The following is a 26,931-nucleotide window of genomic DNA, read 5'->3' as shown; positions in this document are numbered from 1 at the left end:
TTTGCTTTATCTCAGCGAGATACTAGCTATGTACGGGTTCCGGCGATGCCACGGGACTACTGCCTGGCAGTGCCACATTGTGGAACAAGCGATATAGTACAGGTACTACAATCAGGGTCAGTACCGTCGCAAAACCCAAACCAAACATGATGGTTACCGCCATCGGCTTGAAGAACACATCGGGTAGCAGCGGCACCATACCCAGCACGGTGGTGATTGCCGCCATACATACCGGCCTCACACGACTCACCGCCGCATCAACCACAGCCTGATATTTCTCCTTACCACTGGCAATTTCGATCTCTATCTGATCAAGCAATACGATACCGTTTTTCACCAGCATGCCCGACAAGCTGAGGAAACCGAGCAATGCCATAAAGCCAAATGGAGTATTGAGCAATAGCAAGCCGGTCGTTACCCCGATAACCGCCAGTGGCACCGTGGCCCACACAATCAGGGCTTCCTTGACCTTGTTGAATAGGAAGATAGTGATCAGGAACATCACCAAATAGCCCATCGGCATGGTCTGGAACAGCGAAGCTTTCGCATCGGCAGAAGACTCGTACTCACCGCCCCACTCCAGCGAGTAGCCCGGCGGATAATCCAGCCCTTCGATAAGAGGTTGGATCCGTGCCTGCACGGTCGCTGCTGTTTCGTCACCCAATGGGTCAGGGTCGGCCATCACCGTCAGCATCCGCTTGCGGTCTTTCCTAGCAATCAGCGGATCTTCCCAAATAATATTGACGCCATTGATGACCTGTTGCAGGGGAATATACCCTTGCGTTGCCGGGCTCCAAATCTTCATCCCTTCGATGGTGCTGACATCCACCCGCTCTTCGTCAGGTAAACGGGCCACAATCGGCATCAAATTAGTGCCATCTCGGTATACCCCAACCGTTAGGCCAGAGAATGACATCTGCAATAAGTCATCGACATCTTTCTTGGTAATACCGTAACGGCGGGCCTGACTTTCATTAAAGACCGGCTCTATCACCTTGTTCCGCTCACGCCAATCATGGCGAATATTAAACGCGCCAGGATCGGCATTCATGATATCCACAACCTGCTTAGCGAGCGTACGAAGAACCGTCGGGTCTGGGCCGACTAGGCGGGCTTCAATTTTTGAGCCTGATGATGGACCTAGCATAATTTGCTTGAGCTTGTACTCAAGCTCTGGGTGTTTGGTATCAAGAAGGCCCCCAATCATCCCCATGACAGGTAGCACGTCTTCAAAACTCTTAACCCTAATCACTAACTCTCCATAAGAGGAGTAGCTCTTCTCCGGGGTATAGGTCAGCATAAAACGCTGTGACCCCTTACCAGCACTGGTGCTGATGTATTCAACCCGCTCATCCTGCGCAACAATGCCTTCTAGCTCTTCCAAGGTCGCATTGGTTGCCCGGATATCCGTCCCTTCTGGTAACCAGACATCGACCATAAACATTGGCGTGGTCGATGACGGGAAGAAAGATTGCTTAAGCAAGGTAAAGCCGTATAGGCTTGCTCCTAACATTGCTACCAGCACAATCACCGTCAACCAAGCGCGGCGCATACAGAACTCAAGGAATGCCTTGTACAAAACGAAAATCTTGCCCGCATAAGGATCGGCATCCGGATCAGCATTGCCGGTTTTAACACTTTTGAAGAACATATCACTGAAGAAAGGCGTCAGGGAGATCGCGGTAAACCAGCTGAGCATCAAGGAAACCAACAGCACGGTAAACAGCGTACGACAGTACTCACCGGTCGAGTCCTGCGACAGGCCAATCGGTGCAAATGCCATCACTGCAATGACAGTGGCCCCAAGCAACGGCCACTTGGTTTGGGTTACAATATCCGAGGCAGCTTGCATCCGGGTCCTCCCCTTCTGCATGCCTATCAGCACCCCTTCGACCACCACTATCGCGTTATCCACCAACATACCCAAGGCAATAACCAAAGCACCGAGCGAAATCCGCTGCAAGTCAATGGCGAGCCAGCTCATGAATACGAAGGTACCCAACACTGTAAGCAAGAGGATCAAACCAATCAGCAAGCCTGAACGCAGCCCCATAAAGAACAACAGGACAACAATAACAATCGCTACCGCTTGACCTAGGCTGATGATAAAGCCGCTGACCGATTTGTCTACCTCTGTTGGCTGGCTGTATACCACGCCTATATCAATACCGACTGGTTGCTGCTCTTTAAGTTCACTCAAGCGAGTTTCCACACGCTTACCGACATCGACAACGTTGACCCCTTCAATCGCGGAAATCCCGACATGCAATGCTTGCTGGCCGTTATAGCTGATCAGGTTACTTGGCACTTCCTGAAAGTCACGCTTGATTTCTGCCACATCTTTTAGGTAGATCAGCCCTTCTGCGCCACTCTCGGTAATAATCAAATCACCGAGTTCATCAACGCTTTGGAATTCGCCGGTTGGGTGTACTCGGATATATTCGCTTCCTATCCTCACGGCCCCGGCACTGGTGACCAGGTTCTGAGTCTCCAATGTGCTGTAAATGGTTTGTGGTGAAATGCCTAAGTTGCTTAAGCGCTGCAATGAGATTTCAATAAAAACCTGCTCTTGCTGAGTACCAGTAACCGATACCTTACCGACCCCTTCAACCAACTCTATTTCACGGCGCAGGTAATCAACGTAGTCGCTAAGCTCCTTATAGCTATAACCTTGGCCAGTCACCGCCAGCAAAATACCAAAAACATCACCAAAATCATCGATAACCGACGGCTCCTGCACCCCTGGCGGCAATGATGGCTTGAGATCGTTCACCTTACGCCGCATTTCATCCCAAATCTGCGGGAGATCATCCGGCCCATAGTTGTTCTTCATGGTCACGGTGATTTGGGATAGCCCACGGCTAGACACCGAGTTGACCTCATCAACATAGATCAATTGCTGTATTTCTTTTTCTATCGGGTACGTCACCTCTTCTTCAACCTGAAGCGGCGTTGCACCGGGATAAGCGGTGACCACCATCGCATCTTTGATAGTAAATGCCGGGTCTTCCAACCGCCCAAGCCCGAAAAAGGCCATGGTACCGCCAATCAAGAAGATCAATGTCAGCATCCAGCTGATCACTTTATTCCGAATAAAATAGCTCGCGATATCCTGCTTCATAATCAGCCCGCCTCCTTATCCACTATGGTGACCGACTGGCCTTCACGTAATCTATTCGCACCTTCGACAACAATATGCTCACCCGCCACCAATCCTTCGAGTAGCCTGACACCTTGCGGAACCACTTTATCGGTGACGACTTTGCGTTTACTCACTGTATTGTCATCATTGACGACCCAGACAAATTTATTGTCCATTGCCAATTCATCGCCATCTTCATTGAAAATGGCTTCGAGCGGGATAACTGGCTCCCCTTTTCGGTAAACCTTAAGCTTCTGAGCATCAATTTTAACCTCGACGGCCATCCCATCGAGGATAAAGCGATCTTTAGGCATCGGCATGGTTAGGGTAACGAGGAACGAGCCCAAATCAGGATCCGGCTCAGTGGTAAACTCCTTGAGAAATGCTTGGTATGCCGCACCATCCTCAAGCAAAATCTTCGCCCCAGGCTTGGATTCCTGAACTTCTACCGCCGTGCTTTGCGAATAAATCATATCAGGTGCTTGGATAATTACATCGACCTGATCAGCAAGGTGGAGGTTCATAACCAGTTGCCCTACCTGAACATTTTCAAACTGTTCAACCGGTACACGGGAAATCACACCTGAGAATGGGGCTTTCAGTTCTGTAAAAGTTAAATTGAGCTTGGCGTAATCCAAACGGGCTTTAGCTATCCGGCGTTCCGCCTTTAACTCATCAAATTGTGACTGAGGCAAGAAGCCCTGCTTGACCAGTTTCGCCGAACGACGATATTGGCTATCGGCCACATTGAACTTAGCCTGGGCATCATCAACTTCCAATTTATAGTCAGTCGGGTCAAGACGAGCCAAAAGCTGCCCTTTCTTCACCTGATCACCAGGTCGAACAGCAATAAAGCTGATTTCTCCCTGTACCCTGAAAGACAAGCTCGATTTGTCGGCAGCAGCGGCTACAGCAGGAAAAGTCAGTTGAGGTGCTGACTCAGCCATTCTGACCTCGGCGACCGAAACAGGTGAAACAACGGTGCGTGGCTCTACAGTCGCTTTTTCACAACCCGCAAGCAGGATAGTACCGCCTAGCACCCAAGGTATTAGCGTTAACATCTTCATCCTACAGTCCCCGCTCCTTAACCCACTTACGGACTTTTTGCCCTTCCTGCAGTTCATTGACACCAGAGGTCGCAATCAAGTCACCGTCGTTCAATCCGTTCAGGACCCTACGTCGCTCATCAAGCTGGACAGGAACCTTACTGACGATCCCCTGCTCGTCGACTCGCCATACAAAAGTTGTGTCCCCCTCAGTCAAAATAGCTCTAGATGGTAAAGAGCCACTTGAGACATGGGGAATTGCAACACGAACATGCCCTGCCATACCAGGCAACAAGTTGAAGCCTTCAGGCCGTTCCATAAAGAGAGTCACTTTATAGCTCGAGGTCTTTTCATCTGCTTCGGTATCGATTTCCTTAAATTCAGCAGAGAATGTCTGCCCGGGAATGGTATCGAAGGTGACGGTAGGATCCCGCTCAACGTTCTCTTGATGTTGGAAGCGGGCCAGAAGTTGGTCCGGCAACTGGAAAGTAACATTGATGACCCCTGCACTCTGGATGTGCATCACCGGCTGCTTGGCAGCGATATACTCGTAGTTTTCCACCAGCGACAAGGACAAGGTACCATCATAGGGAGCAACTAGACTGGCATAACTAAGGTTGGCTTGAGCCTTGTCGAGATCGGCCTTGGCTTGGTTAAGTTCAGCTTCCGAGCGGTCGAAATCCAACTCAGAAACGACATTGGTTTTCAGCAGCTCTTTGTCACGCTTGTATTGAACGTAGGCCAATTCATAGTCAGCCTTGGCTTGCTCCAACAAGAGGCTCAGCTCATCAGTATTCAAATGAGCCAGTACCTGGCCACGTTTAACGATGTCTCCCGGATTACTGTGTACCTTGTCTAACTGCCCAGATACCCGGAAAGCCAACACCGCTTTATCGCCGGCCTCAACAACCGCAGGAAAGGTTCGGAAAGTTTCATTGTCGCCAACCGATACGGCTACAAGTTTCACTGGCCGGGAGTCTGGTTCAGGAATGACGACTTCTTTATCCCCGCATCCTTGTACCAATAATGCTAACAAGGCCGGGGCCCACATCAAGCGTCCCATAAGATCCTCTGTAATTCTTCATTATTGTTGTATTTATTTATGGCGCCTATCGCACAGGGCAATACCTCATGACACCAAAATGCTTGTTAATACTATAGTCCACATGTCGCTACAATAATTAAACAAAGCGCAGAAAAACAACAAAAAACAGGTTATTAAGAAAGGCACTGACGTTAGCAAAGCAGCTAAGACACAACGATAGGACACAGCAGGAAATCAGGAGAAGTCAGTAATAATCAGATGAAGAAATCTCAATCTGTAAGATTGAGTGAATTTTTGATGTGAATTTAGCTATTTTTATATGACTCAATAAGCGGTCTGATACCTAACCCAATCAACAGGCAATAAAAAAGGAGCCTGACGGCTCCTTTCACATTGATAATTACCCGCTTGTGAGCCTGTTAAGGCTATCTATTAGCCTTCAAGCTCAGCGATTTTCACTTTCCAAGTATCCGGGCCAGTCTGGTGAGCGTTGACACCTTCGGCATCCACCGCAACAGTAACAGGCATATCTTCCACTTCAAACTCGTAGATAGCTTCCATACCCAAGTCTTCAAACGCGACGACACGTGCTTGTTTGATAGCTTTTGCTACAAGGTATGCAGCACCGCCAACCGCCATTAGGTATACGGCTTTGTGTTGCTTGATTGACTCAATCGCTGCAGGGCCGCGTTCAGCTTTACCGATCATACCGGTCAGGCCAGCCTGCTCAAGCATCATGTCGGTGAACTTATCCATACGGGTTGAGGTTGTTGGACCTGCAGGGCCCACTACTTCATCACCTACTGCGTCAACAGGGCCAACGTAGTAGATAAAGCGGTTTTTGAAATCAACCGGGAAGTCTTCGCCTTTTGCCAGCATGTCCTGGATACGCTTGTGCGCCGCATCACGACCCGTCAGAATTTTGCCTGATAGCAGGACGGTTTCACCAGAGCGCCATTGCTGAACGTCTTCTTTGGTCACTTCATCCAAGTTGACTCGGCGGACATTGTCACCCACTTCCCAAGTCACTTCCGGCCAATCTTCCAGTTTTGGTGGCTGAAGATCAGCTGGGCCTGTGCCATCTAGGGTAAAGTGCACGTGACGGGTTGCCGCACAGTTAGGGATCATACAAACAGGCTTGGAAGCTGCATGTGTCGGGGCCGTTTTGATTTTCACATCAAGCACAGTTGTCAGGCCGCCAAGGCCCTGTGCACCAATACCCAGTTTGTTTACACGGTTGTAGATATCGAGGCGCAGCTCTTCTTCGGCGTTTTGTGCACCGCGTTCCTGCAGCTCATGGATATCAATAGATTCCATCAGGGATTCTTTCGCCAATACCGCCGCTTTCTCAGCAGTACCACCGATACCAATACCCAGCATACCCGGTGGACACCAACCCGCGCCCATCAAAGGTACGGTTTTTTCAACCCATTCTGCGACATCATCAGACGGGTTAAGCATGACCATTTTAGTCTTGTTCTCAGAGCCGCCGCCTTTGGCCGCAACCTGAATTTCAACTTTATCGCCAGGTACCATATCAATATGGACAACTGCAGGGGCGTTGTCCTTGGTATTTTTACGGCTACCGGCAGGGTCTGCTACGACAGAGGCTCGTAGCGGGTTATCCGGGTTGGTATAAGCCTGGCGGACACCTTCGTCAATCATTTCCTGTACAGTCAGATCACTATCCCACTGTACATTCATGCCAATTTTGACGAAGCAGGTCACGATGCCGGTATCCTGACAGATTGGGCGGCGACCTTCAGCTGACATACGCGAGTTGATCAGGATCTGAGCAATTGCGTCTTTTGCAGCCTGGCTCTGCTCTTTGTCGTAAGCTTTTTCCAAAGCCTGAACAAAGTCGAGCGGATGGTAGTAAGAAATGTACTGCAGCGCATCGGCCACACTACTAATTACATCTTGTTTACGGATGACGGTCATATCTGCCCTCGTTGATTTTTTATCATTCCCTGGCGCCCGATTTTTATGCTTCCAGTGTAGGGTGTGATTCACATTCTCAGTAGAAAAATGCAACCACGCGGCCATGATCCTCATGGCATTTCTCCATCAAGCCTATTTCAGTGCTACCAGCTAAAAATAATGCTCTCAGGACGTCCTTGGGCGTCGGATTAAATTCTGTGTTTATGATACTCTTGCGGATAAATTCGCGCCATGCGGCAAACGTACACCTGTCACAAAAAAGAAAATGATTTGTAAATCACATCCAGAACTGAGTATCGAACAACTCGACTACCACAAAGACGCCTCGCTAACGTGGTTTGAATCGTTTGCGGGCCAGCCTTGGGCTATGATATTACGCTCGGCGGCTTCGGATCACCCAGATAATCGCTTCGACATTTTAGTTGCTGATCCTTTAGCCACTTTAGAGACATATGGTGAAACAACGCATATTAAATTTTCAAATGGTGATGAAAAGACGAGCAGTGATGACCCATTCGCTCTGATCCAGTCGCTGCAAGAACAGTTGGTTCCTTCGACAAGCCCTTTGATAGATGTGCCTTTTATCGGCGGTGCTGTCGGGTTGTTCAGCTATGACCTTGGCCGTAGGGTCGAAAAAATCGCCAGCACAGCCAAGCATGATATTGCGACCGCAGACATGGCCGTTGGCATTTATGACTGGGCATTAATTGCTGACCATCAAACTAAGCAGCTTTATTTGGTGTCACCTGAAGGCAGTGGCCGTAAAACGTGGCTGCAACAGAGCCGCAGTGCCACAGAGCAAAGCGCTGCTGCTACGAGTTCGCAACACCCTGCTGCTTTTGCGTTAACATCACCATGGCAAGCCAACATGGATAAAGACGAATATTGCAACAAATTCGATCGAATCCAGCAGTATTTGCTATCAGGTGACTGCTACCAAATCAATTTGACGCAGCGTTTTTCTGCCAACTATCAAGGTGATGAGTGGCAGGCATACCGTTTGTTGGAAGAACGTAACGGGGCGCCATTCTCTGGCTTCCTGCGAACCAGCGACAGCGCGATCCTCTCCGTTTCACCAGAAAGGTTCCTCCAGCACCGTGAAGGCTATATCGAAACCAAACCCATCAAAGGTACCCGTCCACGGGATAACGATCCTGAGCGCGACAAAGCCTTAGCTGATGACCTGCGTTCAACAGAGAAGGATCGTTCAGAGAACTTGATGATCGTCGACCTGCTGCGCAATGATATTGGCCGGGTAGCCAAGCCGGGCTCGGTAAAGGTGCCGCTATTGTTTGATGTAGAAAGCTTCCCGGCGGTTCACCACCTTGTTAGTACCGTCACTGGCGAATTAGATGAACAATATACGCCAGCCGACCTACTTCGAGCCTGCTTCCCAGGAGGTTCTATTACCGGTGCCCCGAAGATCAGGGCAATGGAAATTATCGAAGAGCTGGAACCGAACCGCCGCAGTGCCTATTGCGGCAGTATCGGCTACATCAGCCGCTGCGGGCAAATGGACACCAGTATCACTATCCGCACCTTGGTTGCTAACGATCAGAAGCTTCATGTCTGGGCAGGCGGTGGTATTGTGGCCGATAGCCAGGCAGACAGCGAGTATCAGGAGACCCTCGATAAACTGAGCAGGATCCTCCCGGTACTTGAAAACTAGCCAAATGTTTTATTGCAAGTAGGTAAAGGCCAAGCCAATATTTTTATTGGCTTGGCCTTCAATTATCGATAATCTTATCAAACTAACGCTGCAAGGATCCGCAGCGATGAAACGGCTTAGATAAAAATGAATTCGCTAAGTTGCTGTTTCAACATCTATAGTTAAAAGTATGCCGTAACAGTAACACCACGGAAGGTTTATGAATTGCCAGCAACAGATCATCACCCGCTTTATGCTAGCCCCGCAAGCTAGCTACGATAAAAGCCATACCCGACGTGTTCGCCAACACATCAGCGAAGACTATCGCTTAAAACCTGCTGCCGTACTCATCCCCCTTGTACCGCGTCACAGCTCTTTCAGTATGATTTTCACCCGCCGAGCTGACCACTTAAAGCACCATCCAGGCCAAGTTTCTTTTCCTGGCGGCCGCTATGAGCCACAAGATCTTGATTTGATTGATACTGCTCTGCGTGAGACCCATGAGGAGACTGGTATTTTATGCAACCGTGATAGCATTATTGGACAGCTGCCTAGCTTACCGACCATCAGTGGTTATATCGTCACACCGTACTTATCAGTTATCTCACCTAATTACAGGCCAGAACTGGATCCAAACGAAGTTGATGAATTGTTCGAGGCCCCTATCGAACACGTATTAAACCCGATGAATATCAGGACACAGAAAGTTACGCTTGATGGAAAAATACACAATATTTATTCAGTTCCATTCAGCAAGTATTCAATCTGGGGTGCCACTGCCCAGATGCTCAAAGTACTATCAGATCAGCTCTGGCATGAGCAAAACTAATCTGACACGATAATTTCCCTAATTTTACTCCGCCACCCAGTGTGATCAAGATCACACTAAATTGTATTGCAATTTCGCCCCGTTACAGAACGAGATCTCGATCAAGGTTTTCCTGCAATAAATAACGAAAATGCGCTCCGTTCCTAATTTCCGTTCCGTAATTAACTTTGGATATATAATCATGCAAACATCTACAAGCACCGTAGCGACTAGCGCTGCAAAAGCAGGATGGACGTATAAAGACGTAACATGGGCACTATCTCTATTCGGTACTGCTGTTGGCGCGGGCGTATTGTTCCTGCCAATCAAAGCGGGTGCTGGCGGTTTCTGGCCTCTTGTTATCCTTGCCCTGCTTGCTCTTCCAATGACTTGGTTTGCTCACAAGAGCCTTGCTCGTTTCGTTCTTTCTGCTAAAAACCCAGACGCAGATATTACTGATACTGTTGAAGAACACTTCGGTAAAGCTGGCGCAAACATCATCACTTTTGCTTACTTTTTCGCCATCTACCCAATCGTTCTTATCTACGGTGTAGGTATTACCAATACTGTTGACTCTTTCATGGTTAACCAGCTAGGCATGGAATCTCTTCCACGCTGGATCCTATCTGGCGGCCTAATCATGGCGATGACAGCTGGTGTTGTATTCGGTAAAGAACTGATGCTGAAAGCCACTTCAGCCATGGTTTACCCTCTAGTATTCGTTCTACTAGCTCTCTCTGTATACCTGATTCCTGACTGGAACGCGTCAATGATGTCTGTTAGCCCAGACTGGGGTTCAATGCCTTCTATCATCTGGCTAGCGATTCCAATCATCGTGTTCTCATTCAACCACAGCCCAATCATCTCTCAGTTCTCTAAAGAACAGCGTCGTGTATACGGTGAAAATGCAGTACAGAAAACTGACATGATCACAGGTGGCGCAGCAATGATGCTGATGGGCTTTGTAATGTTCTTCGTATTCTCTGTAGTACTTTCTCTATCTCCAGAGCAGTTAGCTGATGCACAAGCACAGAACATCTCTGTACTGTCTTACCTAGCAAACATCCACGAATCTCCAATGATTTCTCTAATGGGTCCTATGGTTGCATTCGCGGCGATTACTTCTAGCTACTTCGGCCACTTCCTAGGTGCTCACGAAGGTCTAGTTGGTCTAGTTAAGTCTCGCTCTGATATGCCAAAGAGCAAGATCGAGAAAATCTCTCTAGGCTTCATCGTAGTAACAACTTGGATTGTTGCAGTAGTAAACCCAAGCATCCTGGGCATGATTGAAACAATGGGCGCGCCAATGATTGCCGCTATCCTGTTCCTAATGCCAATCTTTGCAATGCAGAAAGTACCAGCAATGGCTAAGTACAAAACTTCTGCTCCTGCTCAGATTTTCACAGCGCTATGTGGTATTGCAGCGATTACTTCTGTAATCTACGGTGCACTATAAGGCGAGTTATCACCAACTTAGTGATAATTCACCAGCGCTAAGCGTATTTGTAAGAAAATGTGCTACAACGCATAGTCTTCTGACTCAAATTACGTAAAATAGAGCTACTAAAGAGCAGGACGCGTTTGCCCCTGCTCTTTTGTTTTGATTATCTCGCCAAGGAAGGGGCGAGAATGATAAAAACTATACAGTCTCACGGTAACTAGACAGTTACCCTGACTGAGGTATTAGCAATGATCAGTGTTTTTGATATCTATAAAATCGGTGTGGGTCCTTCCAGTTCGCACACTGTCGGCCCAATGAAAGCAGGTAAAGAGTTCATCGATGACCTGCGTGCCATGGGCAAGCTTCGTGACGTGACTAAAATTACCGTGGATGTTTATGGTTCACTTTCTCTAACCGGTAAAGGTCACCACACTGATATCGCAATTATTATGGGTCTAGCGGGTAACAGCCCTGAGCATGTTGACATCGACAGCATCCCAGGCTTTATCGCACGCGTTGAAGAAACAGAGCGCCTACCAGTTGGCATGCACTGCCACACTGTTGATTTCCCTCGTGAAGGCGGTATGAACTTCCATACCACTAACCTTCCTCTTCACGAAAATGGCATGACCATCAACGCCTTTATTGGTGAAGAACTCGCTTACACCAAGACTTACTACTCTATTGGTGGTGGTTTCATCGTTGATGAAGAGAACTTCGGCAAATCAAGTGAATCATCAGTAAAAGTACCTTACATGTTTACTACGGCAGAAGAGCTAGTAAACCAGTGTAAGGAAAATGGCTTGTCAATCAGCTCAATGGTAATGGCCAACGAGCGTGCGATGAACGCCGAAGATGAAATCAGCACTTACTTCGCTAACATCTGGCGCACCATGCGTGAATGTATGGAGCGCGGTATGAGCGAAGAAGGTATCTTGCCTGGTCCACTGCGTGTTCCACGCCGTGCAGCAGCGCTTCGCCAGCAGCTGATGACAACTGAAAAGCTAAGCAACGACCCAATGACTGTTGTTGACTGGGTTAACATGTACGCTTTCGCTGTTAACGAAGAAAACGCAGCCGGTGGCCGTGTGGTTACCGCACCAACTAATGGTGCTTGCGGTATCATTCCAGCGGTATTGGCTTACTACGACAAGTTCATCCAGCCAGTTGGCCCGAAAGAATACACTCGTTACTTTGCTGCTTCTGGCGCAATCGGCGGCCTTTACAAGCGTAACGCGTCAATCTCTGGTGCTGAAGTTGGCTGTCAGGGTGAAGTTGGTGTGGCATGTTCTATGGCAGCAGCAGGCCTTGCTGAGCTTATGGGTGGTAGCCCTGAGCAAGTATGTATGGCAGCTGAAATCGCGATGGAACACAATCTAGGTCTAACTTGTGACCCAGTAGCAGGTCAGGTACAGGTTCCATGTATCGAGCGTAACGGTATCGCAGCAGTTAAAGCGATCAACGCTTCACGTATGGCACTTCGCCGCTCTTCTGAGCCTCGTGTTTCTCTGGACAAAGTTATCGAAACGATGCTTGAAACCGGTAAAGACATGAACGCGAAATACCGTGAAACTTCACAAGGTGGCCTAGCAATTAAAGTTATTTGCTAATTGCTGCTTTGACTATGAAAAAGCTACCCTCCCGGGTAGCTTTTTTTGTTTGTCGGATAGGGCACCCGACTTAGAATGCACCGCCTGCATTGTGCAGCAACTGCTCAATATCTTCTGCCAGCGCCTCACCGCATTGCAATGTTGTCACCCACGAAATCGGAATCCCCTGCGTATCCCCGAAGCCGTAACAAGCACCCGCAATCGCTCCAACTAGAATCCCCCTGCCACAACTGTCTCCGCCTACTGCAATGTTGTTGAGGATCGCCTCGGTATAACTTGAACTGTTCTGCAGTATCCAAGCCGCCATTGGCAAGCTATCGGCTAAATGACAGGCACTATTGGCTATCGAAAGTACGTGGGAGAGATCATTCACATCACCACTGAGCCCTCTCGCCTGCTCAATTTTCTCCATGATCGGCTCGGGGCATTTGACCTTCAGCACATTGAGCACAGGCTCCATCCGCCGGGAGCGCAATGCCTCATTGAGGGCGCTGGCAAAGGCCTTGGCACAAGCCAGTGCCTGTTCATTTTGATGGGTAACACCAACAATACGGTCTATTTCATTTTCTAACTTCTCTGATGGCATCTTCAACGCGACCAGAGCAGGCACGGCGCACAATGCCGGGTTTTGATCATCATCGCTACCGGAGTCTTCCGGCCAATCTTCAGGCGGTAAAGAGAACAATGACAACAACAGCGCTTTCGTCGGGGTATCAACATAACCGATAAACTCGCCGCCGGGCCCAAAGTAGTCCAAGATTTCCTGTTGCACGCGGTGGGTCTCGACCTCAGGCTCGCTCAGTAACCTGATATAGAGGGCTAGCCATTCTCCATAGATTGTCAGCTCCCCTGCCGTGAGTTTGTCGTGGGCATAGTAACCCTCTACCCCTTCATAGTGGTGGGCATCCGGCTCGATAAAAGGAAAATGCGGAAGAGATTGGAGGGTCCGGATACGCTCCGGAGAATAGATCCAGTGGGTGCCCATGCTGGCAGCATCAGCCACCAGCGCCCCCATCAGGGCAGCATAACGTTGTGCCATTTTCTTATCCTTATCATCAGCTACACGCAATGCAATAAGCTTATACCCATTCCCGTGAACTGGCTGAACAAGAATAAAAAAACCCGCCATAAAGGCGGGTTCTAACAATCAGCGATACGCGTTAATTAAGCAGCGGCTTTTAGCGCTTTGTCTTTCTTTAGCTCGCCTACAGGCAAGATAGTGCGACCGTACTCGTTGTTCAGTACTTGTGCCATTGCGAAGTAGATAGCACTTGCACCACAGATGATCCCTTCGAAACCAGCGATAGTACCGATCAGGGTGCTGCCAGTGAAATCACGCGCAGCCAGTAGGAAGAACAGTACAGTCAGTGAACCGAAAACGAACTGCTTAGCACGTGGGTAGCACAGTGAACCAATGAACATGAAGCCAGTGAAGATACCCCATAGCAGTAGGTACCAACCCATGAAACTTGCAGGGCTAGCAGGTAGACCCATGTAAGGCATTACGATTAGGCCAACCAGTGTCAGCCAGAATAGACCGTAAGAAGTAAATGCAGTAGTACCGAACGTGTCACCACGCTTGAAGCACATCATGCCTACGATAACTTGGCTCAAGCCACCGTAAAAAATACCCATAGCTAGGATCATCGAATCAATAGGGAAAAAGCCCGCATTGTGGATGTTCAGAAGGATGGTAGTCATACCAAAGCCCATAAGACCTAGTGGTGCTGGGTTAGCTAGTTTCGTAGACATGTTTTCCTCAAATAGGAGTAATTCAACAAAAATGATAAAGATTAAAATTTGGGTGCATCAATCAATGCGCGGCGAATTCTAAAGGACGCTGACAGGCAAATCAAGCCAAAACCCGTGCGAAACTTAACCAAACTCAAAAAAAATTGGAATTTTCTACTTTTATGTAAAGTCATTTTTAATATTCAAATACAACTAAGTGTTAGTAAATGTAATTGACAGGCATTTGAATTTTTCACCCAAAAGAGGAAAATTATTAAAAATCAGCAAATTAAAATCAAATCAAAACCACCTGCTTGTCATAATCTGTCATAAACCAGATTTTTCTCACTCACAACCACCGGTTACCTCAATTCATAAGATTACAGGCACAAAAAAAGCAGCATCACTGCTGCTTTTTTATAACTGCTCAATAATTACTCATGATACGAAGACAGTATTAAATCTCCAGCTCATCACCCTCTATATTGCTACTCGTGGCGACAGCACTATTATTGTTTTCTAACCCCTCAATTTCAGACGCTTGTTCCTCTGCACCAGCAGGGTTACCAGCAGCAACCTTGCCGTGAGTCACTAGTTCGCTTTCATCAGTCTGTCGTGACTCTGCCAAGTCAGAGTTATCTTGTGCTGAAATCTTCGCTGGGGATGGAACCGGTGGAGCGACCGCTGATAACTGAGCTTGAAGTATCGCAATCTGTTGGTTTTGAGCCTGAATCAACCCTTTTAAGGTTTCTAGCTGGGTCTGTTGCTGGTTAGGCTGTTGATTACGGCTGGCTATTTCATACTGCTCACGCGTCTCAGCAGCTTGCACACTTAGACGTTTGGCTTGCTCAGCGAGCGGGCGGTCACGTAGATCCGAATCATTCAGCGCTTTCGAGATACCCAGCAGCTTCCCTTCCATGACAAGAATATAGCTTTCATATTCATCACGGTTACGATCACGAAGGTATTTGACTTCCTCAGCAATGTGGGCCGCATGGGCAAGCTCAAATTCAATGGCTGAGACAACTTGATTAATGGCATCAAAGGCACGCGGATCTTTATCGATTAGATCTTTACCCGCTTTGATTTCCTCTTCTACCTTCGCGTAACTGAGCGGTGCGTAGTAACGCACATCCTCGCGGCGCAACTGGCGTAAGGCTTCTTCTTGTGGGGTAATATAAATACGTTTGATGACCCTGACTTCCAGGCTCTTCGCTCGGGAGAGAAATTCAGTCTGTTCTTCTCGGGCACGGTTTAGGTCGCCGCGAGCGACAAACGCAAAAAGGTTGCCGTAAAACCGATTAAGCCTAACAAACTCACTGCGGTAATGGGCATTGGCATCAATTGAATTAAGATAAGCCAGTTGGACCATTGCAGGCTCAAGTACCTTGTTGGCTATCTTCTTTAGAGCGGCTAATTCAGTATGGTTATTTTCTACCACCTCAATATCACCATAAAAGCGATCCAGGTAGGTCACTGACGAAAATAACGAATAGCTCTGGTTGGCAAGTTCAGGAGAAGACTGGATATCTTTGAACAGATTATCGGCTCGTTGCCAACTTTCCATCATGGTGGCATATCTTTCCGGCGCATATAGCTTCAAATCTTCTGCGTCGACAAGAGTATTGCGCCAGTGACGATGCACTTTAGTGGCAGACTGAAGTACGCCTTCTACATTTACTTCCGATGGTAAACTGCTGTCATTGTCTGGCGTGCTGGAGCAGCCAGCGAGCAAAGCAGCAAGCAACACCATGCTGGCTACTTTCCCAACATACTTCATAGATTCGTGTTCCGGTTCTTTTCCAGCCTGAATGTGCCAGGCTGGTTATTATTGTCTTTTCTATCGATACTATTCTATCTGACTCAATGTTTTATAAAAAGTTCATCAATGACTTTCGGCAGGTTTTGATTGAAATTTGACATAAGGTCAACTTTTTCGCGTTTTTTCCCATCAATTTAGGCAAAAACGTTTATCTACCAAATAACGTTAAGTGAAAACTATCATGTCGTCGCATTTTATTTCAGGCTAAATCCCCTTCCTTCAATAAACTGCTTCATAAACGGACGAGCTTCTTTATTTAGCGTGCCTGAGATTTGTTCACTCCAGGACATATCTTTATTTCCACCGGTACGGCTTTGGTAATATAGCCTTACGTGTTGGTCGTAACTGGCAAGCTTATCCATATCCAACGAGGAATAACTGTTTTCATGCACCACAATAGAACGTGGTAGCCGTGGCTTCACCTCTGGAGACTGTGCTGGGTGGCCTAGGCAAAGACCAAAGAGCGGTAACACATGCTGAGGCAAAGACAGTAATGTCGCAACTTTGTCTGGATTATTTCTCAACCCACCAATGTACACCCCCCCCAACCCAAGGGACTCAGCGGCAAGCAATCCATTTTGTGCCATAAGTGCGGCATCTACCGCACCAATAAGGGTTTGTTCGGTAAAGCCCAGTTTAGCTTCCGGGTAGATTTGTTGGTGGCGGTTGTAATCGGCGCAGAAAACAAAGAACTCAGCAGCGCTGGCCACATATTCCTGACCACCAGCATATTCAGCCAGCAGCACTCTCATATCAGGATCGGTAACTCGAATGATGCTGACACACTGAATGAAGCTCGAGGAAGATGCTGCTATTGCGCAATCTAAAATGGTATGACGCTGACTATCGCCAATCGGTTGGTCCGTAAATTTTCGGATAGAACGGTGCTGTAAAATAGTTTCGATCGTCTGGTTCATACATATCCCTATAACAGTGAGCCTCACGGTGAGTCATTCACTCTAGCATAGCCCCCCTATTTCACCCCACTGTTATATGGTTACAAGGAATAACCGGGATCGAATACTAATTTTCCTGACTGTAAAGATCGTCTTGTGATCTTGAATCTTTAACTTTGCATTGGCAAATTTGGTTAAGGATACTCATCAGGCGGTCTTTATTCAGGGGCAACGGATTACCTTTGATTGAATTTGATAGCAATGCATCTTCCGCCACTTCGTCAAACAACACATCACAAAATCCATACTCAGTAACAGAAGGCAAATTCAGTCGCTTCAACGTCCGTTTAGTCCAATCTATGCCATCGACAATTTCGGCATTCATTCGACCGGTCAAAATACATGCTAGCTGACGGTATCTATTGAGCACGTCCGCCCTCCCCGCTTCACGTGCAGCCAGGACATTTTCCTGCATGACGTAAGGGGCTAACTGGGCCGTGATCAAGCCATGGGGTGCATGAAGCCTACCGCCAAGTGATGAGGCCAGACCATGGGCAGCCCCCAATTTGGCATTGGCCAACGCCATACCTCCGAGCATGGCGGCAAAAGCCATATCAGATCGGGCCCTAGGATCATCATCCTCACAGGCTGCGAGAATTGCTCCAGACAGGCGCCTCAGGCCTTCCTCACACACCATATCGGTTAACGGGTTGGGTTCGCCACAAACATAGGATTCCATCAAGTGGGTAAAGGCATCCATCCCACAACAACCTGACATTATCGGATCCATGCCATAGGTGAGAGTCGGATCAACAATCGCTAAATCAGGCAGCATATCTGGGCTTCGGAGGCCCACTTTGACATTTTCCTGCGCCGAACGAAGAACCGCACTTTTACTGACTTCAGCCCCCGTTCCCGCTGTCGTAGGTACTGCGATAAACGGAATGGGTTTGGCTTGCAGGGGAACATTACGCCCCACAACTTCAACATAATCGTACACACTGCCTTGGTTAGGGATCAGCGCAGCCAAAGCCTTGCCTGTATCAAGTACACTGCCGCCCCCAATGGCCAGCACCATATCCGGTCGAAATTTCCGTCCCATAGCAGCCATCTCTTCCACCATGGCTATCAATGGCTCACCGTGAACAGCCACTTGCTGATAGCGCATTCCTTGTTGCTTGAAATAGCTGATTAATGGTTCGGCCCGGGCACTGTCTCGCCCCGTTACCAACAATACGCTATAGCCAAACTGATTGAGTGTTGACAGCGAGTTATTCAGTGCGCCTTCCCCGAAAATAATTCGAGTGGCCGTCATAAACTGAAACATAGGCACTCCATTCCGTATTTTTGATTAATTATTATCGAGTGTGCCCCGTTACTCATTCCTGTTTTTGATTCTGAGCAATTTTTTTCCATTGAATATCAGTATCGTCGCGATACTCTGCGAGGTGTCACACTTCATTTCCTTGCTTAAAGTGTCACCCTGATACCTGTTATTTTGCGTCATTTCCCTTCAATCGGTTTTGTCTATCGCTGCAAGAGATAAATCCCTCTTTCTCATCACCGCCAGTCACGATATAGTAACTCTATTAAATTTAAGGAGAGTCGTTATGTTCGTTGTTATTTTTGGCCGTCCGGGTTGCCCATTCTGTGTCCGCGCAAAGGATCTTGCTGACAAACTAAAAGAAGAACGCGAAGATTTTAACTACCGCTATGTAGATATCCACGCGGAAGGCATCAGCAAAGCTGATCTAGAAAAAACAGTAGGCAAGCCAGTTGAAACTGTGCCACAGATCTTCGTTGATCAAGAGCACGTTGGCGGTTACACCGACTTCGAAGCATACGCAAAAGAAAATCTAGGCCTGTTCCAGTAAGCACTAGGCAACAGGTTTAGTAACATTTTCTTAAAAAGGCTGAAATATCAGCCTTTTTTATTATCTATTGCTTTAATTGCCAGCAAATTAATTCGAAAATTTTCTGTTAATGGTGATCATTTTCGGTATGCCGAGAACATAAAATCAGCTAGAATTTCACCACTTTGTCGCTGGTCACTCTTCTCGGAAAAAAACTGTTGTGAATATCGATGTCGCCGCACTCTTACATCAGAATGATATTCTGTTGCTCTTTGTGGTACTTGCTGTTGGCCTTTCGGCCGGAAAGATTCGCATTGCGAATATGCAACTGGGGAACTCTATCGGGGTTCTGATTACTGCCCTCCTTTTTGGTAACGCCGGTTTTACCTTTGACGCCGAGGCACTGAACATCGGCTTTATGCTGTTTATCTTCTGTGTCGGAATCGAAGCGGGTCCCAACTTCTTTGGTATCTTTTTCCGTGACGGTAAACATTACTTGATGCTGGCGCTGGTCGTTATTCTATCTGCGATATTCATCACGGTGACCATGAGCAACTATTTGGGGCTTGGTTTGGGTTTAAGTACCGGTTTGATGGCCGGCTCTTTAACGGCAACTCCTGTTCTGGTAGGGGCTAAAGATGCCTTGGCAAGCGGCTTATCCAGTATTTCCGATCCTGACAGCATCCAGCAGATCATAGACAGCATCAGTGTTGGCTACGCTATGTCCTACTTGATTGGTTTGGTCAGTGTCATTGTACTGGCAAAACTGATGCCCAAATTACAGAAGCAGAACCTGGCAGAATCATCACAGCAAATTGCCCGTGAACGCGGTATCGGTGAAAGCGCCCAGCGTAAGGTATACCTGCCGATCATCCGTGCTTACCGGGTTGGCCCTGAACTCATCAACTGGATTGACGGACGCAACCTACGTGAGCTGGGGATCTACCGCCAAACAGGCTGCTATATAGAACGTATCCGCCGTAACGGTATTCTGGCTAACCCAGATGGTGACGCGATTTTGCAGGAAGGCGATGAAATCGCACTGGTGGGTTACCCTGATAGCCATGCCCGCCTTGATCCGAGTTTCCGTAACGGTAAAGAAGTATTCGACCGTGACCTACTCGATTTGCGTATCGTTGAAGAAGAGATCGTTGTAAAGAATGACAGTATCGCGGGCAAACGCTTGTCCGAGCTAAACCTGTCGGAATATGGTTGTTTCCTCAACCGCGTTGTCCGCGCGCAGATTGAAATGCCGATGGATCACAATATCCTGCTGAGTAAGGGGGATATTCTCCAGGTCAGTGGTGAAAAAAGCCGTGTCATGGGACTTGCCGAGCGCATTGGTTTCATCTCGGTACACAGCCAGATTGCCGACTTGCTGGCATTCTGCTGCTTCTTCATCATTGGTTTGCTTGTGGGCACCATCACTATGACCTTCGGCCAGATCGCGTTTGGCCTTGGTAGTGCTGCCGGCCTATTGGTTGCGGGAATTACGCTTGGCTTCCTACGAGCCAACCACCCAACCTTCGGCTATGTACCGCAAGGGGCGCTGAACATGACCAAAGATCTCGGCTTGATGGTCTTTATGGTGGGTATCGGCCTGAGTGCTGGTTCGAACCTGTTCGACTCCCTGTCACAAGTTGGCTTAGCGGTATTCTCGGCAAGTTTGATGGTAAGCGTCATCCCTGTCGTGCTAGCTTACCTATTCGGTGCCTACATACTCAAGATGAACCGTGCTTTATTGTTCGGTGCTATTATCGGTGCACGTACCTGTGCGCCAGCGATGGATATGATCAATGAGCATGCCCGCAGTACCATTCCTGCTCTGGGTTACGCCGGCACCTATGCCATCGCCAACGTCTTGTTGACGATAGCCGGTACCCTCTATGTTATCTTAAGCTGATAACAGACCCCCTTTCACGAACAACGTGCCCTCTGCAGAAACTGCAGGGGGCATTTTTTTGCTCAGCATGCTTCAGTCGAGTCAGCACAGATTCAGTCCTTTTAATCTAAGCTATAGAGAGTAAAAACTCATCCTATATCCCTGATTAGCACCACAAATTGCTAGGAAATATTCGCCACTTCACTCTCTATTCAGTATATTGATTGAATAGATAGAAAAACTATTGGTAATCAAAACTATGCGTATCCTTATTGTTGAAGACGACCCGATTCTAAGCCACCACTTGAAATCTCAGCTGAGTGAGATGGGTCACCAAGTTCAGTGTGCCGGAACCGCTGAAGAAGGCTTATTTTTTGCTCAAGATTACCCAAATGATGTGGCTATCGTTGATATCGGCCTGCCCGATCGTGATGGTATTAGCCTAATCAAAGATATGCGTGAGAAAGGCCTACGCTTACCCATTCTTATTTTGACTGCCCGCTCTAACTGGCAAGATAAAGTGACCGGGCTTGAAGCCGGTGCCGATGACTATCTCGTCAAACCTTTCCAAAAAGAAGAAATGGTCGCTCGACTCAGTGCACTGGTCCGCCGCAGCGCAGGCTTTGTGAAGCCTGAAATGACCGCCGGTGACATTCGTGTCGATCTCCTTGCTAAACAAGTTTTCATCCAAGAAAACCTACTTGAGCTGACTGCATTTGAATACGACCTATTGGAATACCTAATGCGCCACAGCCGCCAGGTAGTATCAAAACAGCGCCTGCTAGATGTGCTTTATGAAGATCAGGAAGGTGATCCGAATACTATTGAAGTGATGATCAGCCGCCTGCGTAAGAAGTTCACCAATAACGGCCAGGAAAATCCAATTTCGACTATCCGTGGCCAAGGTTATATTTTCGAACTTCAAGCACAGTAATGAAGAGGATTATTCAACCAAGGCTTCGTCGCCGGGTCCTTGTCACTTCGGTCGCGATTATTGTATTGATCACCTCAGCCCTTGCCGGGGTGATCAACCAACTGTATAGCCAAAGTTACATGGCGGCCTACTCGTCTGAACTGGTTGCCCAGATGCCGATGGTCGTTGCCCAGCTTAACCGCGCGGGCCTGATCAAAGATGTCGATAAATGGATAGATTCGGTCGATCCTTCGGATACTGACTATATGTCCGTTGTCTGTGATAAAACCGATCACACTATTTGGCTATCAGAAGAAGCGAAAGAAGCCAATATTGGTGATATCTGCAGCGAGCTACCCGATAACATACCAGTTCCTACTCTCGTTGAGACCCATCAGGGCGACAGTTACATCGCCTACAACATGAGTCAGGAGCGCGAGGGAGGCAACATCTACCAGTTAGTTGTCCTTCGTTCAGGTGACTCCTATGTCTCTTCCCTAGGCCAGTTGCACAAGCGCACCACTTTTTATCTCGGGCTGTTTGTGCTTATTGCGATTGCCTTCTTGATTGCCGCATTCCACTGGAGCTTCCAGCCGCTGCGTAAAATGGCATCGCAGCTGGATCAAATGACAGATTCCAAGCGTGACAAGCTGGATGACGATTTTCCGATGGAATTGCAGGATGTGACCTTGGCTCTCAACCGCCTGATTGAGATCAGTAATGCGCAAAAAGGCCGATACCGCCATGCCATGGATGATTTGGCACATAGCCTAAAAACCCGCTTGGCGGCGACCAATGCTTTGCTTGATGACAAGGAGATCCCCCGTTTCGAGCTGAACCAGCGGGTGATGGAGCAAATCAGCCAGATGGATGAACTTGTCCAATACCAGCTAAAGCGTGCCATGATAGGCCAGCAAGGTCTGCAGAAGGACAAAACCGAGTTAAAACCGTTGACTGACAGTTTCAGCCGCTTGCTCAGTAAGGTCTATACCGAAAAGGATGTCGCTTTACGCTGCTTCTTTAACGACAAGTTAACGCTACCGGTCAACCGCAGCGATTTGATGGAGTTGCTGGGTAACCTGCTGGAAAATGCCTACCGCTTCTGTATTGCTGAGGTGAGAGTCATTGTTCAGGAAAAACCAGACCGTTACATCATCATTATTGAAGATGACGGACCCGGTGTACCTGAAGAAATGCGCGAAGCGATTTTCCAGCGCGGAGTGCGTGCGGATCAGCTGAACCCTGGACAAGGGATTGGCCTATCAGTCTGCCATGAGATCGTGATGAGCTATAAAGGGACCATCCATGTCAAAACTGCATCGATTGAAGGCGCTGCCTTTGTGATTGAGTTGCCAAAGGATTGATACCCAGCCCAAGCAATTGAAAACATAAGCACAAAAAAACCGCCAGTTCTGGCGGTTTTTTATTACTTGCTGTTCAAACCAACATTAAATGTCTTGAACATCAAACTCAATGGCTGGGTTCACATCGGCGTCGTAATCAACCGCTTCGATGCCAAAGCCAAACAGCTTCAAGAACTCATCTTTGTACTGCTGGTAATCAGCAACGTCAAATAGGTTCTCGTTGGTTACGGTTGGCCACAGGTCACGACAGTGTTTCTGGATGTCTTCACGCAGTTCCCAGTCATCCAAACGCAGACGGTTTTCACCATCTACTTCAGGTGCGCTGCCATCTTCTTTGAACAAGCGCTGGGTGAACATACGGTGGATCTGCTCCATACAACCTTCGTGTACACCTTCTTCACGCATCTTCTTAAAGACCATCGCGATGTAAAGAGGCATAACAGGGATCGCCGAGCTCGCCTGGGTCACAACACTTTTCAGTACAGCAACGTTAGCAGAACCGCCCGTCGCAGACAGTTTGTCGTTCAGCTCGGTAGCTGCGCGGTCCAGATCCATTTTCGCCTGGCCCAGAGCACCGTGCCAGTAAATTGGCCAAGTGATTTCAGTACCGATGTAGCTGTAGGCAACAGTCTTACAGCCATCAGCCAGCACACCAGCTTCAGACAGGGCATTGATCCACAGTTCCCAATCCTGCCCCCCCATAACGGTAACTGTATCAGCCACTTCCTGCTCAGTCGCAGGTTCAATGCTCGCTTCAATCAGTACATCTTTGTTGGTATCAACAGCCGTTGCCGTGTAGGTTTCGCCCATCGGCTTAAGCGTAGAGCGAATCACTTCGCCTGTATCCGGCATTTTACGGACTGGAGATGCCAGTGAGTAAACCACCATATCAATCTGACCCAGATCTTCTTTGATCAGGTCAATCACTTTCTGTTTTGCTTCGTGAGAGAACGCATCACCATTCAAGCTCTTGGAATACAGGCCTTCTTCTTTGGCAAACTTGTCGAATGCAGCAGAGTTGTACCAGCCAGCTGTACCCGGTTTCTTTTCAGTACCCGGCTTTTCGAAGAACACACCAATAGTTGCAGCACCGCCACCGAATGCAGCAGCAATACGCGAAGACAGACCGTAGCCGCTTGATGAACCAACCACTAGTACACGCTTAGGGGCATTGGCAATTGGGCCCTGTGCCTTGGTGTATGCAATCTGCTCTTTGACGTTTTCCTCACAACCCACTGGGTGAGTCGTTGTACAAATAAATCCACGAATTCTAGGTTTGATGATCATTTTCAACTTCCCTTACACAATTGACAGTAGGATAAAAGGTAAATGACAAAATCGCATTAAATTTATGAGCGAAAACGCTAAATTGAGCAGTGGTTGGAGGTGTTCCGCGCGGAAAATCACAGAAATAGAACAAAAAAAGTGCCACGCGATTGCGTGGCACATGGGAGACACCAGGTTTATTGTTCAAAGGCTATAAGCCCTAGGCGGCTTTTCCCGGTTGCAAGCTGCCTTTTTTGAAATGTGCAGCAGAGAAATGGTCGACCTGAATCGCTCTCTGCCTGAGTTGCTCAGCATTCTGCATCTTTTTCACTTCGGCTTCTGTGACGATGCCCGCATCAAGAGCAATTTGTAACTTCTCTGTTAACGGAACCTTGCGCGGGATCTCACCAGCTTTGACGGCCTTGGCAATCTTACGCTCAAGATCTTTTACCTCGTACATGGCCACAAAGGCACGTTCCATCAGACCTACCGGGTCGTCCTCATGCTTGCCGACATAGCAAAGATGAGTCAGGCGGTCACGCTGCTTGCCAGGACGCATTAATAGCTTGGCAATCTGCACTGACACGTCATCTTTTGGTGCCGCATAGTGAATACCCAGTGGGAACAGCAAGGTGCGCAGCAGACGGCCAATACCCTTACGCGGGAAGTTCGCTAGTACTTCGTCAAATGCAACGCCACACTGGTGCAAGCAGTGCTGCAAGCCATAATGGACAAATGGCAGATCTTGTTGCTGTCGGCCTTCGTCTTCATAACGCTTAAGCACTGCAGACGCCAGGTACAGGTGACTCAACACATCACCCAAGCGTGCTGATACCATCTCGCGTCGCTTCAACTCCCCACCCAAGCTCAACATGGCAAAATCAGCAGCGACGGCCAGCGCCCGGCTCATACGTGACAACTGCTTATAGTATTTCGCTGTTTCACCGCTGACCGGTGAGCTATTGAAGCGCGAACCACTGAAGGCGTTGAGTAGTGATTTGCTTACATTACCTACCGCAAAGCTAATATGGCTAGCCAACAATTTATCGAAATCCTTGGCCCCTTCCCTGCTATCCGGGTTGGCTGCCGCTTCCATCTCGCTCAAAACGTATGGATGGCATCGGGTTGCCCCCTGGCCGAAGATCATCAGGTTTCGGGTCAGAATGTTGGCCCCTTCTACCGTAATGGCAACCGGCATACCAAAGTAGTGGTGGCCGATGTAGTTCATAGGCCCAAGTTGGATTGCACGGCCTGCGTGGACGTCCATAGCGTCATTGAGGATAGTACGGGCCATTTCTGTCATGTGGTACTTGGCAATCGCCGTAACGATTCCCGGTGTTTCATCCATATCGAGGGATGTCGTCGTCAGGGTCCGGGATGCTTCTAACATATAGGTGAAACCACCAATACGCCCCATCGCCTGCGCAACACCTTCGAAGTTACCAATCGACATCCCAAACTGCTTACGCACATAGGCATAGGCACCTGTTGTCCTTGCAGTAAGGTGACCTACCGCTGTACCGAGTGCCGGCAGTGAAATACCACGGCCAGCTGATAAACACTCCACCAGCATTCGCCAACCACGACCGACATAATCCTGTCCGCCAATGACCCAATCCATCGGGATAAAGACATCTTTACCACGGGTCGGGCCATTCATGAATGCAAGGTTGAGTGGGTCATGGCGCTCACCGATTTCGACACCTGGGTGATCCGCCGGGATCAACGCACAGGTAATGCCTAGCTCTTTCTTGTCACCAATCAAGCCGTCAGGATCTTGCAGTTTGAATGCCAAGCCAAGCACGGTAGCCACTGGTGCCAAAGTGATGTAACGCTTGTTCCAGCTAACACGGATACCCAGTACCTCTTCACCTTGGTATTCGTCATAACACACTACGCCCTGATCCGGGATCCCGCCGGCATCTGAGCCTGCTTCAGGACCTGTCAACGCGAAACATGGAATGTCTTCACCATGGGCTAAGCGAGGTAGCCAGTAATCTTTCTGCTCCTGGGTACCATAATGGGTCAATAGCTCACCTGGGCCCAACGAGTTTGGCACCATAACCGATACGGCAGCACTCAGGCTCTTAGTGGCAATACGGGTTACGATGGTGGAGTTGGCATGGGCGGAAAAGTCCAAACCACCGTATTCTTTACCGATAATCAGCGAGAAGAATTTCTCTTTGCGCAGATACTCCCACACTTCTGGTGGCAGATCCTTATCTTCCTGGACAATCTGATAGTCGTTCAGCATATCCAACAGCGGCTCAAGCTTGTTGTCGATGAACGCCTGCTCCTCGTCACTCAACTTAGGCTGCGGATAGGTCAGTAGAGTGTTCCAATTCGGATTTCCGCCAAACAACTCCCCATCCCACCAGACACTACCGGCCTCCATGGCCTCTCGTTCTGTGTCGGAAAGTGGTGGCAACACTTTCTTGAACATTTTGAATGCGGGATCACTGAGATAGCGTTTTCTTAGCTTGGTTAACGTACTCATGTTTCAGGTCCTTTTGTCACTTTTAT

General features: G+C 48.4%; 19 protein-coding genes. 8 read left to right on the top strand and 11 right to left on the bottom strand.

What is annotated here, in order from left to right:
* Positions 1-22 precede the first annotated feature (22 nt).
* The 4 genes from C9J01_RS07185 to C9J01_RS07170 form a co-directional block, all read right to left on the bottom strand.
* A complete protein-coding gene (locus tag C9J01_RS07185) occupies positions 23-3,121 on the bottom strand; it encodes an efflux RND transporter permease subunit (RefSeq protein ID WP_107297475.1) in 3,099 nt (1,032 codons plus the stop codon).
* Positions 3,122-3,123: 2 nt separating this feature from the next.
* Positions 3,124-4,209, bottom strand: a complete 1,086-nt coding sequence (locus tag C9J01_RS07180; protein ID WP_107297474.1) for an efflux RND transporter periplasmic adaptor subunit — start codon at positions 4,207-4,209, stop codon at positions 3,124-3,126.
* 1 nt (position 4,210) lies between these two features.
* Positions 4,211-5,251, bottom strand: a complete 1,041-nt coding sequence (locus C9J01_RS07175; RefSeq protein WP_107297473.1) for an efflux RND transporter periplasmic adaptor subunit — start codon at positions 5,249-5,251, stop codon at positions 4,211-4,213.
* A 414-nt stretch (positions 5,252-5,665) separates the two neighbouring features.
* Entirely contained in the window at positions 5,666-7,174 is a 1,509-nt protein-coding gene (locus C9J01_RS07170; RefSeq protein ID WP_107297935.1) for a fumarate hydratase, read from the bottom strand.
* A gap of 265 nt (positions 7,175-7,439) precedes the next feature.
* On the opposite strand from C9J01_RS07170, the gene pabB reads away from it, so the two are divergent.
* The 4 genes from pabB to C9J01_RS07150 all read left to right on the top strand — a co-directional run bounded on the left by pabB (position 7,440) and on the right by C9J01_RS07150 (position 12,681).
* Complete coding sequence (gene pabB, locus C9J01_RS07165; protein WP_107297472.1) at positions 7,440-8,843, top strand: aminodeoxychorismate synthase component I; 1,404 nt, start codon at positions 7,440-7,442, stop codon at positions 8,841-8,843.
* A gap of 199 nt (positions 8,844-9,042) precedes the next feature.
* The gene (locus C9J01_RS07160) at positions 9,043-9,651 is read left to right on the top strand and encodes a CoA pyrophosphatase (RefSeq protein ID WP_107297471.1); all 609 of its coding nucleotides are present in this window, start codon (positions 9,043-9,045) and stop codon (positions 9,649-9,651) included.
* A 181-nt stretch (positions 9,652-9,832) separates the two neighbouring features.
* Positions 9,833-11,086 carry an aromatic amino acid transport family protein gene (locus C9J01_RS07155; protein WP_107297470.1) on the top strand — a complete coding sequence of 418 codons (1,254 nt, stop codon included), beginning with the start codon at positions 9,833-9,835 and terminating at the stop codon, positions 11,084-11,086.
* A gap of 233 nt (positions 11,087-11,319) precedes the next feature.
* Positions 11,320-12,681, top strand: coding sequence for an L-serine ammonia-lyase (locus C9J01_RS07150; protein ID WP_107297469.1), 1,362 nt, complete (start codon positions 11,320-11,322; stop codon positions 12,679-12,681).
* A gap of 70 nt (positions 12,682-12,751) precedes the next feature.
* On the opposite strand, the gene C9J01_RS07145 is transcribed toward C9J01_RS07150, so the two are convergent.
* From C9J01_RS07145 to C9J01_RS07125, 5 genes are all read right to left on the bottom strand, one after another.
* On the bottom strand, positions 12,752-13,720 hold the full coding sequence (locus C9J01_RS07145) for an ADP-ribosylglycohydrolase family protein (RefSeq protein ID WP_107297934.1): 969 nt from the start codon (positions 13,718-13,720) through the stop codon (positions 12,752-12,754).
* 125 nt (positions 13,721-13,845) lie between these two features.
* The gene (locus C9J01_RS07140; RefSeq protein WP_039457464.1) at positions 13,846-14,433 is read right to left on the bottom strand and encodes an acetate uptake transporter; all 588 of its coding nucleotides are present in this window, start codon (positions 14,431-14,433) and stop codon (positions 13,846-13,848) included.
* A 436-nt stretch (positions 14,434-14,869) separates the two neighbouring features.
* A complete protein-coding gene (locus tag C9J01_RS07135; RefSeq protein WP_107297468.1) occupies positions 14,870-16,192 on the bottom strand; it encodes a hypothetical protein in 1,323 nt (440 codons plus the stop codon).
* 236 nt (positions 16,193-16,428) lie between these two features.
* Positions 16,429-17,151: an oxygen-insensitive NADPH nitroreductase gene (gene nfsA, locus C9J01_RS07130; RefSeq protein WP_107297467.1), complete on the bottom strand. Its 723-nt coding sequence runs from the start codon at positions 17,149-17,151 to the stop codon at positions 16,429-16,431.
* 106 nt (positions 17,152-17,257) lie between these two features.
* Positions 17,258-18,457, bottom strand: a complete 1,200-nt coding sequence (locus tag C9J01_RS07125) for an iron-containing alcohol dehydrogenase (protein WP_107297466.1) — start codon at positions 18,455-18,457, stop codon at positions 17,258-17,260.
* Positions 18,458-18,740: 283 nt separating this feature from the next.
* Here C9J01_RS07125 and C9J01_RS07120 point away from each other — a divergent pair, with 283 nt between their 5' ends.
* The 4 genes from C9J01_RS07120 to C9J01_RS07105 all read left to right on the top strand — a co-directional run bounded on the left by C9J01_RS07120 (position 18,741) and on the right by C9J01_RS07105 (position 23,142).
* A complete protein-coding gene (locus tag C9J01_RS07120) occupies positions 18,741-19,004 on the top strand; it encodes a GrxA family glutaredoxin (RefSeq protein ID WP_107297465.1) in 264 nt (87 codons plus the stop codon).
* A 199-nt stretch (positions 19,005-19,203) separates the two neighbouring features.
* A complete protein-coding gene (locus C9J01_RS07115; RefSeq protein ID WP_107297464.1) occupies positions 19,204-20,886 on the top strand; it encodes an aspartate:alanine antiporter in 1,683 nt (560 codons plus the stop codon).
* A gap of 238 nt (positions 20,887-21,124) precedes the next feature.
* A complete protein-coding gene (locus C9J01_RS07110; RefSeq protein ID WP_107297463.1) occupies positions 21,125-21,799 on the top strand; it encodes a response regulator in 675 nt (224 codons plus the stop codon).
* Positions 21,799-23,142, top strand: a complete 1,344-nt coding sequence (locus C9J01_RS07105; protein ID WP_107297462.1) for an ATP-binding protein — start codon at positions 21,799-21,801, stop codon at positions 23,140-23,142. Before C9J01_RS07110 ends, C9J01_RS07105 begins: the two co-directional genes overlap by 1 nt.
* An 84-nt stretch (positions 23,143-23,226) precedes the next feature.
* On the opposite strand, the gene fabV is transcribed toward C9J01_RS07105, so the two are convergent.
* Both fabV and C9J01_RS07095 read right to left on the bottom strand, forming a co-directional pair.
* The gene (gene fabV, locus C9J01_RS07100) at positions 23,227-24,429 is read right to left on the bottom strand and encodes an enoyl-ACP reductase FabV (RefSeq protein ID WP_107297461.1); all 1,203 of its coding nucleotides are present in this window, start codon (positions 24,427-24,429) and stop codon (positions 23,227-23,229) included.
* A 199-nt stretch (positions 24,430-24,628) separates the two neighbouring features.
* Positions 24,629-26,905, bottom strand: a complete 2,277-nt coding sequence (locus C9J01_RS07095) for an acyl-CoA dehydrogenase (RefSeq protein ID WP_107297460.1) — start codon at positions 26,903-26,905, stop codon at positions 24,629-24,631.
* Positions 26,906-26,931: the final 26 nt, after the last annotated feature.

The organism is Photobacterium rosenbergii (assembly GCF_003026455.1).
GTDB classification, from domain to species: domain Bacteria; phylum Pseudomonadota; class Gammaproteobacteria; order Enterobacterales; family Vibrionaceae; genus Photobacterium; species Photobacterium rosenbergii.
This window is presented reverse-complemented; position numbering and strand designations above follow the sequence as displayed.

Coding starts and splice junctions, on each gene's coding strand:
- nfsA (WP_107297467.1), bottom strand. CDS start 17,151: ATGAACCAGACGATCGAAACTATTTTACAGCACCGTTCTATCCGAAAA.
- fabV (WP_107297461.1), bottom strand. CDS start 24,429: ATGATCATCAAACCTAGAATTCGTGGATTTATTTGTACAACGACTCAC.
- C9J01_RS07160 (WP_107297471.1), top strand. CDS start 9,043: ATGAATTGCCAGCAACAGATCATCACCCGCTTTATGCTAGCCCCGCAA.
- C9J01_RS07170 (WP_107297935.1), bottom strand. CDS start 7,174: ATGACCGTCATCCGTAAACAAGATGTAATTAGTAGTGTGGCCGATGCG.
- C9J01_RS07105 (WP_107297462.1), top strand. CDS start 21,799: ATGAAGAGGATTATTCAACCAAGGCTTCGTCGCCGGGTCCTTGTCACT.
- C9J01_RS07150 (WP_107297469.1), top strand. CDS start 11,320: ATGATCAGTGTTTTTGATATCTATAAAATCGGTGTGGGTCCTTCCAGT.
- C9J01_RS07175 (WP_107297473.1), bottom strand. CDS start 5,251: ATGGGACGCTTGATGTGGGCCCCGGCCTTGTTAGCATTATTGGTACAA.
- pabB (WP_107297472.1), top strand. CDS start 7,440: ATGATTTGTAAATCACATCCAGAACTGAGTATCGAACAACTCGACTAC.
- C9J01_RS07155 (WP_107297470.1), top strand. CDS start 9,833: ATGCAAACATCTACAAGCACCGTAGCGACTAGCGCTGCAAAAGCAGGA.
- C9J01_RS07185 (WP_107297475.1), bottom strand. CDS start 3,121: ATGAAGCAGGATATCGCGAGCTATTTTATTCGGAATAAAGTGATCAGC.
- C9J01_RS07135 (WP_107297468.1), bottom strand. CDS start 16,192: ATGAAGTATGTTGGGAAAGTAGCCAGCATGGTGTTGCTTGCTGCTTTG.
- C9J01_RS07120 (WP_107297465.1), top strand. CDS start 18,741: ATGTTCGTTGTTATTTTTGGCCGTCCGGGTTGCCCATTCTGTGTCCGC.
- C9J01_RS07140 (WP_039457464.1), bottom strand. CDS start 14,433: ATGTCTACGAAACTAGCTAACCCAGCACCACTAGGTCTTATGGGCTTT.
- C9J01_RS07110 (WP_107297463.1), top strand. CDS start 21,125: ATGCGTATCCTTATTGTTGAAGACGACCCGATTCTAAGCCACCACTTG.
- C9J01_RS07145 (WP_107297934.1), bottom strand. CDS start 13,720: ATGGCACAACGTTATGCTGCCCTGATGGGGGCGCTGGTGGCTGATGCT.
- C9J01_RS07180 (WP_107297474.1), bottom strand. CDS start 4,209: ATGAAGATGTTAACGCTAATACCTTGGGTGCTAGGCGGTACTATCCTG.
- C9J01_RS07095 (WP_107297460.1), bottom strand. CDS start 26,905: ATGAGTACGTTAACCAAGCTAAGAAAACGCTATCTCAGTGATCCCGCA.
- C9J01_RS07125 (WP_107297466.1), bottom strand. CDS start 18,457: ATGTTTCAGTTTATGACGGCCACTCGAATTATTTTCGGGGAAGGCGCA.